The 17,256-nt window shown below is 65.9% G+C and carries 16 protein-coding genes; 14 read left to right on the top strand and 2 right to left on the bottom strand.

What is annotated here, in order from left to right:
* Positions 1-141 precede the first annotated feature (141 nt).
* The 4 genes from mscL to OCUBac02_RS17890 all read left to right on the top strand — a co-directional run bounded on the left by mscL (position 142) and on the right by OCUBac02_RS17890 (position 4,547).
* Positions 142-561: a large conductance mechanosensitive channel protein MscL gene (mscL, locus tag OCUBac02_RS17905; RefSeq protein ID WP_047576204.1), complete on the top strand. Its 420-nt coding sequence runs from the start codon at positions 142-144 to the stop codon at positions 559-561.
* A gap of 121 nt (positions 562-682) precedes the next feature.
* Positions 683-1,876 (top strand): pyridoxal phosphate-dependent aminotransferase, encoded by a 1,194-nt coding sequence (locus OCUBac02_RS17900; RefSeq protein WP_173047555.1) that lies wholly within the window; start codon positions 683-685, stop codon positions 1,874-1,876.
* Positions 1,877-1,995: 119 nt separating this feature from the next.
* Positions 1,996-3,057, top strand: coding sequence for an AbrB family transcriptional regulator (locus OCUBac02_RS17895; RefSeq protein ID WP_173047553.1), 1,062 nt, complete (start codon positions 1,996-1,998; stop codon positions 3,055-3,057).
* A 134-nt stretch (positions 3,058-3,191) separates the two neighbouring features.
* Positions 3,192-4,547 carry a protoporphyrinogen/coproporphyrinogen oxidase gene (locus tag OCUBac02_RS17890; RefSeq protein WP_173047551.1) on the top strand — a complete coding sequence of 452 codons (1,356 nt, stop codon included), beginning with the start codon at positions 3,192-3,194 and terminating at the stop codon, positions 4,545-4,547.
* 162 nt (positions 4,548-4,709) lie between these two features.
* On the opposite strand, the gene OCUBac02_RS17885 is transcribed toward OCUBac02_RS17890, so the two are convergent.
* Both OCUBac02_RS17885 and OCUBac02_RS17880 read right to left on the bottom strand, forming a co-directional pair.
* Positions 4,710-5,642: an SMP-30/gluconolactonase/LRE family protein gene (locus OCUBac02_RS17885; protein ID WP_173047549.1), complete on the bottom strand. Its 933-nt coding sequence runs from the start codon at positions 5,640-5,642 to the stop codon at positions 4,710-4,712.
* A gap of 209 nt (positions 5,643-5,851) precedes the next feature.
* A complete protein-coding gene (locus OCUBac02_RS17880; protein ID WP_173049668.1) occupies positions 5,852-6,757 on the bottom strand; it encodes a LysR family transcriptional regulator in 906 nt (301 codons plus the stop codon).
* A 138-nt stretch (positions 6,758-6,895) separates the two neighbouring features.
* Here OCUBac02_RS17880 and OCUBac02_RS17875 point away from each other — a divergent pair, with 138 nt between their 5' ends.
* The 10 genes from OCUBac02_RS17875 (at position 6,896) to hisG (ending at position 17,208) form a co-directional block, all read left to right on the top strand.
* Positions 6,896-8,332 (top strand): FAD-binding oxidoreductase, encoded by a 1,437-nt coding sequence (locus OCUBac02_RS17875; RefSeq protein WP_173047547.1) that lies wholly within the window; start codon positions 6,896-6,898, stop codon positions 8,330-8,332.
* Between the two features lie 171 nt (positions 8,333-8,503).
* Positions 8,504-8,791: a GIY-YIG nuclease family protein gene (locus tag OCUBac02_RS17870; protein ID WP_173047544.1), complete on the top strand. Its 288-nt coding sequence runs from the start codon at positions 8,504-8,506 to the stop codon at positions 8,789-8,791.
* 169 nt (positions 8,792-8,960) lie between these two features.
* Entirely contained in the window at positions 8,961-10,148 is a 1,188-nt protein-coding gene (locus OCUBac02_RS17865; protein WP_173047542.1) for an FAD-binding protein, read from the top strand.
* A complete protein-coding gene (locus OCUBac02_RS17860; RefSeq protein ID WP_173047540.1) occupies positions 10,148-10,774 on the top strand; it encodes a DUF2585 family protein in 627 nt (208 codons plus the stop codon). Before OCUBac02_RS17865 ends, OCUBac02_RS17860 begins: the two co-directional genes overlap by 1 nt.
* A gap of 48 nt (positions 10,775-10,822) precedes the next feature.
* On the top strand, positions 10,823-11,284 hold the full coding sequence (locus tag OCUBac02_RS17855; protein ID WP_173047538.1) for a hypothetical protein: 462 nt from the start codon (positions 10,823-10,825) through the stop codon (positions 11,282-11,284).
* 2 nt (positions 11,285-11,286) lie between these two features.
* Positions 11,287-12,660, top strand: a complete 1,374-nt coding sequence (glcF, locus tag OCUBac02_RS17850) for a glycolate oxidase subunit GlcF (protein ID WP_173047535.1) — start codon at positions 11,287-11,289, stop codon at positions 12,658-12,660.
* Positions 12,661-12,852: 192 nt separating this feature from the next.
* Positions 12,853-14,469 (top strand): histidine--tRNA ligase, encoded by a 1,617-nt coding sequence (locus OCUBac02_RS17845; protein ID WP_173049666.1) that lies wholly within the window; start codon positions 12,853-12,855, stop codon positions 14,467-14,469.
* An 84-nt stretch (positions 14,470-14,553) separates the two neighbouring features.
* Positions 14,554-14,871 (top strand): GIY-YIG nuclease family protein, encoded by a 318-nt coding sequence (locus OCUBac02_RS17840; protein ID WP_173047533.1) that lies wholly within the window; start codon positions 14,554-14,556, stop codon positions 14,869-14,871.
* Positions 14,872-15,112: 241 nt separating this feature from the next.
* Complete coding sequence (locus OCUBac02_RS17835) at positions 15,113-16,225, top strand: ATP phosphoribosyltransferase regulatory subunit (RefSeq protein WP_173047531.1); 1,113 nt, start codon at positions 15,113-15,115, stop codon at positions 16,223-16,225.
* A 5-nt stretch (positions 16,226-16,230) separates the two neighbouring features.
* Entirely contained in the window at positions 16,231-17,208 is a 978-nt protein-coding gene (gene hisG, locus OCUBac02_RS17830; protein ID WP_173049664.1) for an ATP phosphoribosyltransferase, read from the top strand.
* Positions 17,209-17,256 lie beyond the last annotated feature (48 nt).

Genomic DNA, 17,256 nt, shown 5'->3' with positions numbered 1-17,256 from the left:
CGATTCATCCCCAGCTCTTTGCGTTTCACGCGTCTTCGGGCCGGCTTTGGCGCGTTTTCGGACTTTCCCTGCTCCGGGCGGCTGGTCTAGCGTCCGGCTCAGGCTGTTGGGGTAGCCTTGCCGATTCTCAAGGGGTGCAGCATGTTGGAAGAATTCAAGAAATTCGCTCTGAAGGGCAATGTCGTCGATCTCGCCATCGGTGTCATCATCGGCGCTGCCTTCAGCAAGATTGTCGATTCGCTCGTCGCCGACATCATCATGCCCTTCATCGGCGCGCTCGGCGGCGTCGACTTCTCGAATTACTTCATCGGCCTGAACAGCGGGGTAACCTCGCCGATCCTCTCGGAGGCCAAGAAGCAGGGCGCGGTCCTCGCCTATGGCAACTTTGTAACCGTCGGCATCAACTTCCTGATCATCGCCTTCGTCCTCTTCATGGTCGTCAAGGGCATCAACAAGCTCCAGCGGAAGGAGCCGCCGAAGGAAGCGGCTCCCGCCGCGCCGCCGGAAGACGTCGTCCTGCTTGGCGAGATCCGCGATCTGCTCAGGCAGAAGCAGGCCTGATCCGGCTCCCGCGCGGCCGTGAATCATCACGGCCGCCGATCGACCCGATCTCGCGATTTCATGCCTCGCCGCGCCGCGATCGGCTAAAGGTGGGGCACTGATTTTCGCGAGGCCGATCCCGATGAACAGCGCCATCCTGCCGGGCAGCACCCTGCTCGCCGAGCTTCGTCCCGAAGCCCGGAATGCCCCCGAGAGCGGGATCGTCGAGGTGGTCAATCACGGCCGCCTCAAGCCCGGCCTGATTCCGCTCTGGGTGGGCGAGGGCGATCTCTCGACCCCCGGCTTCATCGCGGATGCGGCGGCGCGCTCGCTCGCCGCGGGCGAGACCTTCTACACCTGGCAGCGCGGCATCCCGGAACTGCGCGAGGCGCTCGCACGCTATCATGAGCGTCTTTATGGCCGCGCCTTCTCGCCCGAAAGCTTCTACGTCACCGGCTCGGGCATGCAGTCGGTCCAGATTGCGGTACGATTGATCGCCGGCCCCGGCGACGAAATCCTGATCCCGACCCCGGCCTGGCCGAATTTCGGCGCAGCCGTCGGCGTCAGCGGCGCCGCGACCGTCTGCGTGCCGATGGATTACAAGCAAGGCCAGTTCACCCTCGATCTCGACAGGCTCGCGAAGGCGATCACGCCGCGCACCCGCGGCATCCTGGTGAACTCGCCATCCAACCCCACCGGCTGGACCGCGACCCGGGCCGAGCAGGAGGCGCTGCTCGCGCTCTCGCGCAAGCACGGCATCTGGATCGTCGCCGACGAGATCTATGGCCGCTTCGTCTATGACGGCTCGGAGCGCGCGCCCTCCTTCCACGACATCATGGAGGCGGAGGACCGCGTCATCTTCGTCCAGACCTTCTCGAAGAACTGGGCGATGACCGGCTGGCGCATCGGCTGGATCGAGGTGCCCGTCGCCTTCGGCCAGATCGTCGAGAACCTGATCCAGTACTCGACCTCCGGCTCGCCGGTCTTCGTCCAGCGCGGCGCCATCGCCGCCCTCGACGAGGGCGAGGGCTTCGTCGCCGAGCAGATCGCGCGCGCAGCCGAAGGCCGCCGGATCGTGTTCGAGGGACTGAAGGCGACGAACCGCGTCACGCTCTCGGCGCCTGTCGGAGCCTTCTACCAGTTCTTTTCGGTCGACGGCCGCGAGGATTCGCGCAAGCTCGCCCTCGATCTGGTCGACAGCGCCAATGTCGGCCTCGCCCCCGGCACGGCCTTCGGACCCGGCGGGGAGACGGGCCTGCGCCTCTGCTTCGCCCGCAAGTCGAGCGATTTGGTCGAGGCCGTCGCGCGCCTGCAAAAGGCCCTGGCGGCCGGCTGACCCGAAGGCGGGCGGCGCAACGCCGCCCTGCGTCCGGCGGGGAGCGGGTCGGTTGACCCGCTGCCGGAGCATCGCCATGAACGCCCCGCGCCGCCCGTTCCCGGCGCGGCGGGAGCGCGATGAAACCGTTCGGCTATCCCAAAAACCGGCTGGCCATTCTCTGGCGGGAAATCCTGGTCATTGCACTGGCGGCGATCGGGGGCGGGGGCTTCGCGCTGCTCGGCATGCCCGCGGCCTGGCTGTCCGGCTCGATGCTGATCAGCGCGATCGTCGCCCTGATCCGTCCGCTGCCGAACCTGCGCCGGCCCTGGTTCGATTCCACCATGGTCCTCTCCGGCGCGATCCTGGGCTCGGCGGCGACGCCCGAGGCGCTGGCCGCGGCGGCGCGCTATCCGGCATCTCTCCTCATCCTGCTCGTCGGCGTCGCCGCGATCATGCTCGCGACCGGCGCCTATCTGCGCCATGTCGCGCGCTGGCCCTGGATCGATGCCCTCCTGGCCGCCGCGCCCGGCGCCTTGTCGACCGTGCTCGCGGTGGCGCAGGCCAAGGGCGCGAATATCGGTCGCATCTCGGTCGTCCAGCTTTTCCGCTTGCTGGTGCTCGTCGCTCTCCTGCCGAGCGTGATGCAGCTCAGCGGTGCCGCCACCGGCATGCCGGTCCCCGTCGTTCGGGACGTCGATGCCAGCACCATGTTCGGCGTGACCATGGCCGGGCTGGCACTGGGGCTTTTCTTCGAGCGGATCGGCCTCTCCGCACCCTTGATGTTCGGCGCGACCTTCGCCAGCGCGGCCCTGCATGGCAGTGGCCTCGTCGAGGGCGCGCTGCCCATGCCGATCCAGATCGCCGTGCAGGTCCTGCTCGGCACCACCATGGGCGGGCGCATCGCCAATATCCCGCGCAACGAGCTCAAGGGGCTGTTTCCGTTGGCGATCGGCGGCTTCGCCGTTTCGATCGGAGTCGCCTTCCTCTTCGCCTGGCCAGCCGCCTGGCTTGCGGATGTGTCCTATGCCAGCGGCATGGCGGCCTTCGCGCCGGGCGGCCTGGAGGCGATGGCGATGCTCGCCTTCGCCATGGGGCTCGATACGCTTTATGTCGGGGCGCATCATCTCGTGCGCTTCGTCGTCATCGGCCTGGCGATGCCGCTCGTGCTCAGCCGCGTGAAGAGCGCACCACCGCGCTGACGCCCGCGCGGTTAAGCTTAACGATCCATTATAGTTTCGGTCTCTGATTGCGGCTTCCCCGCAAATCCGAATTCATCCGCTCCTGCTATGGACTGGGTCGTCGACGCAAGCTCGATGACAGCGGAGCGACCGCCATGAACATCGCCGTGCAGGCACCGACCATCTGGCGCCGCCTCGCCAAGCCCGTCGCGATCATCGGCGCCGGCATCGCCGGTCTCACGGCGGCCTATGAGCTTGAGCGTCGCGGCATTCGCGCCACGGTCTTCGAAAGCGGCCGCGCGGTCGGCGGCATGGCCTCCTCCTTCAAGGATGCTGAGGGCTATACCTACGACTTCGGTGCGCATTTCGTCAGCAACCGTCTGGCTGATGCGATGGGGGCGAGCGCGGTCTCGCGCACCGTTCGCCATTACGGCGAGGCGGTCGCGCTGGGCGGCCGGAGCTACAGCTACCCCTTCGGCCTCGCGTTCTCGCCCCGCTATGCGGCGAGCGCCGTCTCGGCCCGCTTGCATCCCCGGCCGGTCGAAAGCGCGGCCGACTGGTTCCGCAACGCCTATGGCGCGGCGCTTGCCGAGGATGTCGCGATTCCCCTGGCCGAGGCCTGGTCCGGCGCGCCGGCGCATGAGCTCTCGCCCGCCGTCGGCAACAAGCTCGCGGCCGGCGTGATGAAGACATTCCTGCTGAAGGCCGCGTCTCGTCTGACGGGCAGGGCGGTCTGCAACGGCTATTCGCACGAGATGCCGGAAAGCCCGCGCGTCTACCATGTCTATCCCGAGGGCGGCGTCGCCAAGCTGCTGGAGCCGACTGTCGCCCGACTCAACGACAGCATCGCGCTCGAATCGAAGGTCGAGCGCGTCTATGTCGAGAACGGCAAGGTCGTGGCTGTGAAGGTCAACGGCCGCGAGATCGGCGTCTCAGCCGTGATCAGCACGGCCCCGGTCCATGTCCTGCCCAGGCTCGTCGAGGGCACAGATGCGCTCGACGAACTCGCCGGCTTCCGCTACCGGCCGATGATCTTCGTCAATCTGCGCTTCGAGGGCCGCAATCTCCTGCCGGACACGATGCTCTGGGTGCCGGACCGCACGCAGCCCTTCTTCCGTGTCACGGAGGCACCGTTCTCCATGCCCTGGCTCGCGCCGGAGGGGCGCACGCAACTGACCTTCGACATCGGTTGCGAGGTCGGCGACGCCTGGTGGACGATGTCCGATGAGAAGCTGGCAGAGGCCTGCCTGGACGGCCTCTGCCGCATCTATCCGCATCTGCGCGCACGCTATATCGGCGCCGGCGGCATGCTGAAGACGCCATTCGCCTATCCGGTCTATCTCGCGCGCTACGAGGAGCGACGCCAGAACTTCGCGCAGAGCACCGGCGTGGACGGTCTCTACAGCATCGGCCGCAACGGCGAGTTTGCTCATCTCCTGATGGAGGACATCTACTGGCGCACGCTGAAGCGCATGCGCGACGTCGCCGGCTATGTGGGGCAGGACGTGTAGCCGCGCTCGTCGACCAGGCCTGATCTGCGGACGGGCGCCCCGTCATGCTCGCCCTTGTGGCGAGCATCCACGTCTTGAACACCGCGTTGCATCACCGAAGACGCGGATGGTCGGGACAGGCCCGACCGTGACGGACGCGGCGTCCGACCGAATCCCCTCGTCTTACGGCCGCACCGCCCCGTTCGTATGCGTCATGACCGAATACAGCGAGGTCGTGCCGCAGATGAACAGGCGGTTGAGCTTCGGCCCGCCCCAACAGACATTCGCGACGATCTCCGGGATATGGACCTTCCCGATCAGCGTGCCGTCCGGGTGGTAGATATGGACGCCGTCGGCGGCGCTGGTCCAGATCCGGCCCTCGATGTCCAGGCGAAAACCGTCGAACAGCCCGGCCGTGCAGGTGGCGAACACCTTCGAAGCGCCCAGCGTGAAGCCGTCCCGGCCCATTTCGAAGCTGCGGATATGCCGCGGCCCGTTCTCAGGATCATGGCTCGCGCCGGTATCGGCGATGTAGAGGATGCTCTCGTCAGGCGAGAAGGCGAGACCGTTGGGCTTGACGAAATCATCGGCGACGACAGCGATCTCGCCGCTTTCGCCGTTGATCCGGTAGACATGGCAGGCGCCGATCTCGCCGGGGGACTTGTCGCCCTCGTAGTCGCTGAGGATGCCGTAATCCGGATCGGTGAACCAGATCGAGCCGTCTGACTTCACCACGGCATCGTTCGGCGAGTTGAGGCGCCTGCCGCCGAAATGGCTGGCGAGCACGGTGATCGAGCCGTCATGCTCGGTGCGCGTCACCTGCCGCCCGCCATGCTCGCAGGTGACGAGTCGCCCTTGGGCGTCGACCGTGTTGCCGTTGGAATTGCGGGCGGGCTGCCTGAAGGTGCCGACCTGGCCGCTCAGCGCGTCGTAGCGCAGCATGCGGTCGTTGGGGATGTCAGACCAGATCAGCGAGTTGTGGGCTGGGAACCAGGCCGGCCCCTCCGACCAGCGCGCGCCCGTCCACAGTCGCTCCACCCGCGCCGAGCCCGGAACGACGCGATGGAACCGCGGGTCGAGGACCGTAACCCCCGTGCCTTCGAGCTGGCCGAACATGTCATTCCTCCTTCACGCCGCCGCATCGTCATTCCGGGGCGGCCCGCAGGGCCGAGCCCGGAATCCAGAACCGATGCCCCGCTTTCGGGAAGCACCCATTTCCCGGCTGCTTCGACGTCAACGGGCAGGGCATCGGTTCTGGATTCCGGGCTCATTGCTGCGCAATGCCCCGGAATGACGGCATCACTCCATCTCAACGATACGCTGTCCTACAGCGCAAGCCCCGCATCCCAATAGGGCGTGGCGCCATAGAGCTCGCCGAGGTAGTCCACGAAGGCACGCACCTTCTGCTCCATATGCCGGCGGCTCGGATAGACCGCATAGATCGCGACGCGCGAGCCGACCGCATAGGCCGGCAGGACCCGTTGCAGCGCGCCCGACTTGAGTTCCGGCCCGACATCCCAGGTCGAGCGCAGGGCGATGCCGACGCCGCCCAGCAGCGCCTCGCGCACGACCTCGCTCGAATTGGTGCGCAGCGGGCCGTTGACCCGCACAGAGACCGGGCCTTCCGGACCGTCGAGCCGCCAATGGTCGGCGTTATGGGCGATCAGGGTATGGCGCGACAGCGCGGCGATATCGGCCGGGGTGCCATGTTCGGCAAGATAGCCCGGCGTCGCGCAGAGCACCCGGTGATTGCGGGCGAGTCTTTTGGCCACGAGGCTCGAATCCTGCAGGTCCGCGATGCGGATCGCCAGGTCGAACCCCTCGCCGACGACGTCGACGAAGGCGTCGCTCAGCACGAGTTCGACGGTCACCAGCGGGTTGGCGTCGAGGAAGCGCTTGAGATGCGGCGCGACATGCATCCGGCCGAAGGAGGTCGGCGCCGAAACGCGCAGCGTGCCGCGCACCTGGCCGGCGCCGCTCGACACCCAGGACTCCGCTTCCTCGATCGAGGACAGGATCGAGACGACGCGCTCGTAGAAACCCTGTCCGGCCTCGGTGAGGGCGAGCTGCCGCGTCGTGCGCTGGAGCAGGCGCACGCCGAGCCGTTCCTCCAGCCGGCGGATGCGCTTCGAGATCACGGCCGGCGACAGGTTGAGCTGCCGGCCGGCGGCCGACATGCTCTTGGTCGTCACCACATGTGCGAACACGTCGAGATCGCCGAACCGGTCCATCGTCACGCCACCTTTTCCAATCTGGAAATAATGGCTGGCTTTAGCCGCGCTGCAAGTGCCATTGAATTGGTCTAATCTGCCGCGCAAAGAGAATTCCGTGCGTGGCGTGCCGCGAGTCGTGGAGATGGGAGGGGAGAGATGAGCGCGATAGCCTTTCCGGCACCGGATGCCGGCATCCTCGCCCGCCGCGAAACGATCATCGCCGGGCTTGCGCGACTCGTCCCGCCGCAGGCGCTGATCACCAGTGACGACGAGCGCCGCCCCTATGAAACCGACGCACTGACAGCCTATCGCCGCATGCCGCTCGCTGTCGTCCTGCCCTCGACGACGCAGGAGGTGGCGGCTGTCCTGCGCTATTGCCGGGAGGAGGGCGTGCCGGTGGTGCCGCGCGGCTCCGGCACCTCGCTCGCCGGCGGCGCGATTCCGCAGGAGGACGCGGTCGTGATCGGCGTCTCCAAGATGAACCGCATCCTCGAGATCGACTACGCCAACCGCGTCGCGCGGGTCGAGGCCGGCGTCACCAATCTCGCGGTCACCGGCGCGGTCTCGGCCGAGGGCTTCTTCTACGCGCCGGATCCGTCCTCGCAGCTCGCCTGCTCGATCGGCGGCAATATCGGCATGAACTCGGGCGGGGCGCATTGCCTGAAATACGGCGTCACCACCAACAACGTGCTCGGCGTGACCATGGTCATGCTCGACGGCTCGGTTGTTGAAATCGGCGGCTGCCACCTCGATTCCCCGGGCTACGACCTGCTCGGCCTGATCAACGGCTCGGAAGGTCAGCTCGGCATCGTCACCGAGGCGACGGTGCGCATCCTGCGTGCGGCCGAGGGCGCCCGCCCCGTGCTCTTCGGCTTCCCGACCAGCGAGCAGGCGGGCGCGGCGGTTGCCGCGATCATCGGCGCCGGCATCATCCCGGTCGCAATGGAATTCATGGACAAGCCGGCGATCGAGATCTGCGAGGCTTTCGCCAAGGCCGGCTACCCGATGGATGTCGAGGCGCTGCTGATCATCGAGGTCGAGGGTTCCGACGACGAGATGGACGCCCAGCTCGCCCGCATCGTCGCCATCGCGAGGGAGCACGGTGTCTCGACCGTCAAGGAATCGAAATCGGCGATGGAGGCGGCGGCGATCTGGAAGGGCCGCAAATCCGCCTTCGGCGCCACCGGTCGCATCGCCGACTATATCTGCATGGACGGAACGATCCCGACCGGGCAACTGCCCCATGTGCTTCGGCGCATGGACGAGATCGTGAAGGGCTATGGGCTTCGCGTCGCCAATGTCTTCCACGCCGGCGACGGCAATCTCCATCCGCTGATCCTCTATAACTGCAACGATCCCGTCGAGGCGCAGAAGGCCGAGGATGCCGGCATGGACATTCTCAAGCTCTGCGTCGAGGTCGGCGGCTGCCTCACCGGCGAGCACGGCGTCGGCATCGAGAAGCGCGACCTGATGACCTTCCAGTTCAATCCCGAGGACCTCGCCCAGCAGATGCGGGTGAGGGCGGTGTTCGACGAGCGCTGGCTGCTCAACCCGGCGAAGGTCTTCCCGCTGGAAGGCAGGGTGGCGGCGTGATGAACCTCTCCGTCATTCCGGGGCTTCGCGCAGCGAAGAGCCCGGAATCCAGAGCCGATGCGGGATATCGTTGTCTTGACCGGATCGATCCGCTTCAGTGGCAGGTGGCATCGGTTCTGGGTTCCGGGCTCGCCGCTTCGCGGCGCCCCGGAATGACGGCGGAGGGAATTCTTGCCGTTTCACGTTTATCTGCTGGCGAGCGGCCAGCATGGAACCCCGTTTCTCGGCGTGACACGGGACCTTGCCCGCCGTGTCTACGAGCACAAAAGCAAAGTTACGCCAGGGTTTTCTCGGAAATGTGGGGTGAGTCGGCTGGTCTGGTACGAGGAGCATCAGACAGCGCGGGAAGCGATCGATCGCGAGAAGGACATCAAGAAGTGGCGCCGCGACTGGAAAGTCAGGCTGATCGAAGAGAACAATCCGCTTTGGGCCGATCTCTATCCGCTTCTGGCGCAATGAGGCTCCGCCGTCATTCCGGGGCAGCGCGAAGCGCTGAGCCCGGAATCCAGAACCGATGCCCGCAATCGTTATTCTCGCGGAATTGTTCAGCTTCACTTGTGAACGGCATCGGTTCTGGGTTCCGGGCTCACGCCTTCGGCGTGCCCCGGAATGACCATGGAGCCCGGTCATGATCGTCCACACGCCCACCACCGAGGCGCAGGCCTGCGCCGTCGTGAAGTCGGTCGTCGACAGCGCCGTGCCGCTCACCTTGCGCGGCGGCGGCACGCGCTCTGGACTCGGCCGTCCGGCCCAGGCCGCGAGCACGCTTTCCAGCGCGGGCCTCACCGGCATCACCCTCTACGAGGCGGCGGAGATGGTCATCGCCGCCCGCGCCGGCACGCCGCTTTCGCTGGTGCAGGACACCCTCGCCGAGCGTGGCCAGATGCTGCCTTTCGAGCCGATGGACCACCGCGCGCTCTATGGCAGCGAGGGCGAGCCGACGATCGGCGCCGTCGCCGCCTGCAACATCTCCGGCCCGCGCCGGATCAATGCCGGTGCCGCCCGCGACTCCCTGATCGGCGTCCGGCTGGTCAATGGCCGCGGCGAGATGATCAAGTCGGGCGGGCGGGTTATGAAGAACGTCACCGGCCTGGATCTCGTGAAGCTGCTCGGCGGCAGTCACGGCACGCTCGGCTTCCTCACCGAGGTCACCTTCCGCGTGCTGCCGCGTCCGGAGCGCGTCCTCACGCTGCAATGGAGCGGCCTGTCCGACAAAGTGGGAGTTGCGCTGCTGGCGAAAGCGCTGGGCTCGCCCTTCGAGCCGATGGCGGCGGCGCATCTGCCGGCCCGGATCGCTGGCGAGGAGGCGCTGACCCTGCTGCGGTTGGAGAATTTTTCGGACTCGATCGATTACCGCGCCGGTGAACTCGCCCTGCTGCTCGACGATTATGGCGTGCCCGAGCGCCTCGAAGGAGCCGCGCCGACCGCGCTCTGGACCGATATCCGCGATGCCGCCTTCTTCGCCGGCAGCGATGAGGCGGTCTGGCGGCTCTCGCTTGCCCCGACCATTGGCCCGAGGGCCGTTGCTGCGATCGCGCGGATGATCCCGGCCGCGCGCTGGTTCTACGACTGGGGCGGAGGACTGGTCTGGCTCGGGGTTCCTCCCTATGGCGATGCCGGCGCCGCCGCGATCCGCGCCGCGCTGAAGCCGCTCGGCGGCCATGCGACGCTGGTGCGGGCGCCCGATGCGATCCGCGCGGCGGTCGACGTGTTCCAGCCATTGGCCGAGCCGCTGATGCGGGTAACCGTCGGCATCAAGAAGAGCTTCGATCCCGCCGGCATCTTCGAGCCCGGCCGGATCTATGCGGGGATCTGATGACGCTCGCCGATCGCCTCCCTACTGAGACCCGTGCGAGCTGGGCGACCAACCGGCTCGGCCCCACCGCGCTCGTTCTGGCCGCCGCGCTGCTGATCGCCGGCGTCGCCGCGATCCTGCTCTGGATGGGCCGCGAGCCGATCTGCAAATGCGGAAACATCAAGCTCTGGCAGGGCACGGTGATCTCCTCCGAGAACTCCCAGCACATCGCCGACTGGTACACCTTCTCCCACATCATCCACGGCTTCCTGTTCTACGGGCTGTTCTGGTTGATCCGCCGCGTCACCGGTCTGCCGATCTCCTTCGGCCTCGCGCTGCTGCTCTCGATCCTGCTCGAAGGCGCCTGGGAGATCGCCGAGAACACCGATGCCGTCATCAACCACTACCGCTCGGCGACGATCTCGCTCGATTATTACGGCGACAGCGTCCTGAATTCGGTCTGCGACATCCTTTCGATGGTGCTGGGCTTCTTCTTTGCCCGTTTCGCGCCGGTCTGGCTGACGGTGACCAGCGCATTGGGGATGGAGCTGATCGTCGGCTGGCTGATCCGCGACAACCTCACCCTCAACGTCATCATGCTGCTCTGGCCGATGGACTGGATCAAAGCCTGGCAGGGCGGGGCCTGAAGCAGTTCTCTCAGCGCATATTGCTGCTCCTCGGCTAGGAGTCGAAAAATGAAGCTTTTCGTGTTTGCCTGTAAGAACATTACCAACATTTGGGCTGGGGTTGGAGCGAGACGCTGGGCTGTATCCCATGTCGATTCTGCGAATATGGCAGGTCGGGCAACTCGCGCGAAATTGATCAAGCCGGGGCATTGCGGTGTTATTTACTGCAGTCATCCGAACTATAAATCGCTTACTACTCCATTCATTTTTAAATCGACCCCAGATATCCAAGGTGTCGAAAATGAAGTCTGGCCGGAAGAGTGGAGAATGCCATTTTCGATAGCTCCACTTGGATCTCCTCGGCTTCATTGGAAGGCGCGAGAGGCTGTTTCATCACTGCCGTTCAATAAGAGCAGTGGAAATCACAACATAGCCACTGTGTTGAAGCCGATCGGTACTGCTGTTTTCAGCCCAATTGAGGTTGGTGATGAGGATTGGGCTATGATCCTTGAGCGTTTGGCCGAAATCTAGAGATGCAGACGAACTTCACCCCTGAGCGCCTCGCCTCCGATCCGCGCATGCCGGCTTCGGAGAAGATCCTGCGCACCTGCGTGCATTGCGGCTTCTGCACCGCGACCTGCCCGACTTATCTGCTGCTCGGCGACGAGCTCGATTCCCCCCGCGGGCGCATCTACCTGATCAAGGACATGCTGGAGAACGGCAAGCCCGCCACCGAAGAGGTGGTGAAGCATGTCGACCGCTGCCTCTCCTGCCTTTCCTGCATGTCGACCTGCCCCTCCGGCGTGCACTACATGCACCTCGTCGACCATGCCCGCGCCCATATCGAGGAGACCTACACGCGCTCCTGGCATGACCGCCTGTTGCGCAAGGTGCTGGCGGCGATCCTGCCCTATCCCGGCCGCTTCCGCGCCGCGATGCTGATGGCGCTGATTGGTAAGCCGCTCGCTCCGGTACTGGGTGTCATCCCGGTCATCGGCTCGCGCCTGAAGGCGATGCTGGCGCTGGCGCCGGCGCGCCTGCCGACACGCTCCGCCATGGAGGGCCCGCAAAGCTTCCCGCCGCCGGCCGAGCGCAAGCGCCGTGTGGCGTTGCTTTCCGGCTGCGCCCAGCCGGTGCTCGATCCCGCGATCAACGAGGCGACGATCCGCCTGCTCAACCGTCATGGCGTCGAGGTCGTGCTGCCGAAGGGGGAGGGCTGCTGCGGCGCGCTCGTCCACCATATGGGGCAGGAGCACGATGCCCTCTCCTTCGCCCGCAGGAACATCGACGCCTGGATGGCGGAGGTGGACGGCGAGGGGCTCGACGCGATCCTGATCACGGCCTCCGGCTGTGGCACGACGATCAAGGATTACGGCTTCATGTTCCGCAACGAGCAGGCCTATGCCGAGAAGGCGGCGAAGGTCTCAGGCTTGGCCAAGGACGTCACCGAATTCCTGGAGACGCTGGAACTCGCTCCCGTCCGTGATGTCGCGATGCCGATCGCCTATCATTCGGCCTGCTCGATGCAGCACGGCCAGCAGCTCAAGGACGGGCCGAAGCGCCTGCTGTCGGGCGCCGGCTTCAAGGTCAGGGAGGTACCGGAGGGCCATATCTGCTGCGGCTCGGCCGGCGTCTACAACATCCTCCAGCCCGAGATCGCGGGGAAGCTGCGCGAGCGCAAGATCGGCAATATCGAGCGGACGAAGCCGATGCTGGTCGCGACCGGCAATATCGGCTGCATGACCCAGCTCGCGAAAGGCTTTGCCGACAAGGGCGCGACCACGCCGGTCGTGCACACGGCCGAACTGCTCGACTGGGCGACCGGCGGGCCGCTGCCGGAGAAATTGGCGCGGGCGGGAATCGCGGACCGGCCGTTGCGTGGGCAGGCACTGGCGGCGGCCGAGTAGTCCAGACACGCGTCATGCTCGGGCTTGACCCGAGCATCTCCTGCCGCAGAGGGCGCCAGTGCCTTCGTGTCATGAGATTCTCGGGTCTGCGCTGCGCTCCGCCCGAGAATGACGCGCTTCGACTTGCCCCTTCCGCCGGGACGGTCTAACCCGCCGAGATCAGTAAGTACTTACTTATCGAGTGCCACAGCCATGTCCGCCGACAAGACAGCCCCTGCCAAGCTGAAGGCCCGCCAGCCGCGCGGCTTCGTCGATCGCGGCCCGGCCGATGTCGCCGCCACCGAGCGCATGCTCTCCGTCATCCGCGAGAGCTTCTCGGTCTATGGCTTCGATCCCGTGGAGACGCCCTTCGTCGAGTACACCGACGCGCTCGGCAAGTTCCTGCCGGATCAGGATCGGCCGAACGAAGGCGTCTTCTCCTTTCAGGACGATGACGAGCAATGGCTCTCGCTGCGCTACGACCTGACGGCGCCGCTCGCCCGCTATGTCGCCGAGAATTTCGACGCGCTGCCGAAACCCTATCGCAGCTATCGCGTCGGCTATGTCTTCCGCAACGAGAAGCCAGGGCCGGGCCGCTTCCGCCAGTTCATGCAGTTCGACGCCGATATCGTCGGCTCGGGCACCGTCGCGGGCGATGCCGAGATCTGCATGCTTGCCGCCGACACGATGGAAAAGCTCGGCATCAGGCGCGGCGACTATGTCGTCAAAATCAACCATCGCGGCTTGCTGGATGGCGTTCTAGAATCAATCGGTGTGACTCAGTTCGAACAGAAACTGACCGTGCTTCGAGCGATCGATAAGCATGACAAGGTCGGGGACGACGGAGTGTTCGACCTGCTAACAATTGGTCGGACGGATCAGAGTGGCGATTTTACAAAGGGCGCTGGTCTGCACAGCGGTCAGGCAGAGGCGCTAACTCGCTCTTTGTTTGGAGGGGCCTTGATCGTTGGATGGTTCGCCGATTTTTCGGGCGATCACGGTCGTCCGATGTCCGACATGCACAAGCACGGAGAGGGTGGGACTTTTTATGACAATTACTCGGTAACACGAGAAATCCGGAGCTGGCCACTGGCGAACTATGAAGTTCGCAAAGCCTGCGATGAGATCGATGAAATTATCGCACTCTGCGAAAGTGCTGGATACGGAAGCACGAGAATTCAGTTCGCTCCCTCCGTCGTCCGCGGCCTCGAATACTATACCGGCCCGGTCTACGAGGTGGAATTGACCTTCCCGGTCACGAACGAAGACGGGCAGGTCGTGCGCTTCGGCTCGGTCGCGGGCGGCGGGCGCTATGACGGTCTCGTCGGTCGCTTCCGGCCCGAGCCCGTGCCGGCGACCGGCTTCTCGATCGGCGTCTCCCGGCTGTTCTCGGCGCTGAAGGCGGTGAAGTCACCGATCGTCGACAGCCGGAACGAACTCCCGCTCGTCGTGGTCACCGCGATGGACAACAAGTCGCCGGAATTCATGCCGGGCTATCAGGCGATGGTCTCGGCGCTGCGGCAGGCGAGGGATGCTGATGGCAAGCCGCTGGCGCGCGCCGATCTCTATCTGGGTAGCTCCGGCTTCAACGCCCAGATGAAATATGCCGACCGCCGCGGCGCGATCTGTGCGATCATCCAGGGCTCGTCGGAGCGCGAGGCCGGCACGGTCGTGATCAAGGACCTGATCCTCGGCGCCGAGCTCGCCGCCGCGAGCCGCGACGTCAAGGATTCCGCCGAGCACAAGGCCAAGCAGGCCGAAGCCCAGTTCGCCGTGCCGGTCGCCGAGCTGGTCGAGGGCGTGAAGCGGGTGCTGGCGCGACACGCTTGAACATCGCCGTCATGCTCGGGCTTGACCCGAGCATCTCTTGCCGGAAAGTCTCGGGTCTGCGCTGCGCTCGCCCGAGAATGATGTGTGAATCTCGAACCGTCCTTCGCCTACATTGTTACGAACAAGCCGCGTGGCACGCTGTATCTCGGTGTGACGGCAGATTTGGTTCGGCGCGTCAGTGAGCATAAGCAAGTCGCTGGGCGTTCTTTCACGGCTCGCTATAATCTGGACAAGCTTGTTTGGTTCGAGGTCTTCGGTGAGATCGAGCGAGCCATTCAGCGGGAAACGAGCCTCAAGCGCCGGTCCAGAGAATGGAAGATCAAGCTGATAGAAATGGGCAATCCGGGCTGGCGTGACCTGTTCGAGGATATTCCCCCGCCGTCATTCTCGGCCGAAGCGTAACGGAGAGCTGGGAAACGTCGGCAGGAAGAGACGGGGTGCCTCGTTCTGCCTGAGATGCTCGGGTCAAGCCCGAGCATGACGTTCCATTCGACCTTCAAAATCCCGTTCACCCATTTCCCTCAAATCCCTCGAAAATGCGTCGCATCGCTGCTAGAGCATCGGACCGAAAAGTGGGGCCCACTTTTCGGAGCAATCCGATGCTGAAATCCGGCACGGCGCTCGCAACAGGACAGGACGAGCCGTGCCCGCAAGCCGCGCCAGCATCGAGACCGTGATCGCGCTCTTCGCCGGCGAGGGCTACGCCCATGCCGAGCCGGCGATCCTGCAGCCGGCCGAATTCTTCCTCGATCTCTCCGGCGAGGATATCCGCCGCCGCATCTTCATGACGCAGGATGCCGACGGCCGTGACTGGTGCCTGCGGCCCGAATATACCATCCCCGTCGCGCTCGATCACATCGCCTCGGGCTCCACGGAGCCTGCGGCCTACGCCTATGCCGGCCCGGTCTTCCGGATGCGCTCGGGCGAGCCGGGCGAGTTCCTGCAGGCCGGCCTCGAATCCTTCGGTCGTGACGATTTCACCGCCGCAGATGCCGAGATCATGGCGCTGGCCATCGAGGCGACGGCCCTGCTCGGCTTGGCCGAGCCGCGCATCGTCATGGGCGATGTCGCCGTGCTCGGCGCGCTGCTCGATGGATTGAACGTGCCGCAGGGCGCCCGCCGCCGGCTGGTCCGTGCCGTGGTTCAGGGCAGGGGCACGGACGCCGTCGATGCGCTCGATCCCCCGGCCGCCGAAGGCGAGGCCGCCCATGCCGGCCTGCTCAAGGCGCTGGAGGGGCAGGACCCCAAGGCCGCGCGCGCCTTCGTCGAGGACGTGCTGTCGATCGCCGGGATATCGACCGTCGGCGGGCGCTCCGCCGCCGATATCGCCGAGCGCTTCCTGGCGCGCGCCGCCGAGCGCGAGAACCCGGTCAATGGCGACGTCAAGGCGCTGCTGGCGCAGGTGCTCGCCGTCTCCGGCGATCCCGATGCCGCTTCCGCCTCGTTGCGGGCGCTCGCCGATCAGGCCTCGCTCGATATCGGCCGCCAGCTCGACGCCTTCGACGAGCGCACCGGTTTCCTCGCAGCGCGGGGCGTCGATATCGGCGCGATCCGCTTCTCGGCGGGCTTCGCCCGCAATCTCGATTATTATACCGGCTTCATCTTCGAGCTTCACGACACGGCTCGCGGCGACGGCAAGCCCGTGGCCGGAGGCGGCCGCTATGACAACGTCCTCGGGCGTCTCGGCGCGAGCCGGCCTTGCCCCGCCGTCGGCGCTTCGCTCTGGCTCGACCGCCTGACGGGAGATGCCGCATGAGCCAGATGCCGGATAACGACGCCCCGCTCGTCCTCGCCGTCCCCTCGAAAGGCCGCCTGCAGGAGAATGCCACCGCCTTTTTCGGCCGCGCCGGCCTGAAATTCGTCAAGTCGCGTGGCGAGCGTGACTATCGCGGCGCCATCGCCGGCGTCGATGGCGCTGAAGTGGCCTTCCTCTCGGCCTCCGAGATCGTCGCGCAGCTTTCCTCCGGCGCTGCCCATATCGGCATCACCGGTGAGGATCTCGTTCGCGAGCAGCTCTCGGATGCCGATGCGGCGGTCGAGATGCTGACCCCGCTCGGCTTCGGCCATGCCAATGTCGTCGTCGCCGTGCCGCAGGCCTGGATCGACGTGCGCACCATGGCCGATCTCGACGATGTCGCCTCCGCGATGCGGGCGCGCCACGGCAAGAAGCTGCGCGTCGCGACCAAATACGTGAACCTGACCCGCCGCTTCTTCGCTGAGCACGGCCTCGCCGATTACCGCATCGTCGAAAGCCTCGGCGCGACCGAGGGCGCACCGGCTGCCGGCACGGCCGAGATCGTCGTCGACATCACCACGACCGGCGCCACGCTCTCCGCCAATGCGCTGAAGGTGCTCGACGACGGCGTGATGCTGGCCTCGGAGGCCAATCTCGTCGCTTCGATGCAGGCGCCCTGGGGTGAGCGGGCGAAGGCTGCGGCCAGGACCATCCTGTCGCGGATCGCGGCGGAGGAGGAGGGGCGGACGCTGCGCGAGGTCCGCGCCAGGCTCGATCTCGCTGCGGACGCGCTTGTTGCCTTGGAGGAGCGCTTCGGCGCGCGTTTGCCCTTCGGCGCCCCCGCGGTCGGCACGCCGCTGACGCTGCATTGTCCGGACAAGGCCGTCTTCGCGCTTGTCGAGCATCTCGACGGGCTCGGCGCCGACGATGTGACCGTCAGCGCTCCGGCCTATGTCTTTCGCCGCGCGAACCGCTTGCTGGAGCGGCTGAACGCCCGGATCTGATGCTGCGGAGCAGCAACGGAATGGCTGGATCGCCCGCGGTTCAGCCTT

It is taken from the genome of Bosea sp. ANAM02, from assembly GCF_011764485.1.
Classification (GTDB): Bacteria; Pseudomonadota; Alphaproteobacteria; order Rhizobiales; family Beijerinckiaceae; genus Allobosea.
Note: the sequence above shows the minus strand (reverse complement) of the source record. Positions and strands in the feature narration are given on the sequence as shown.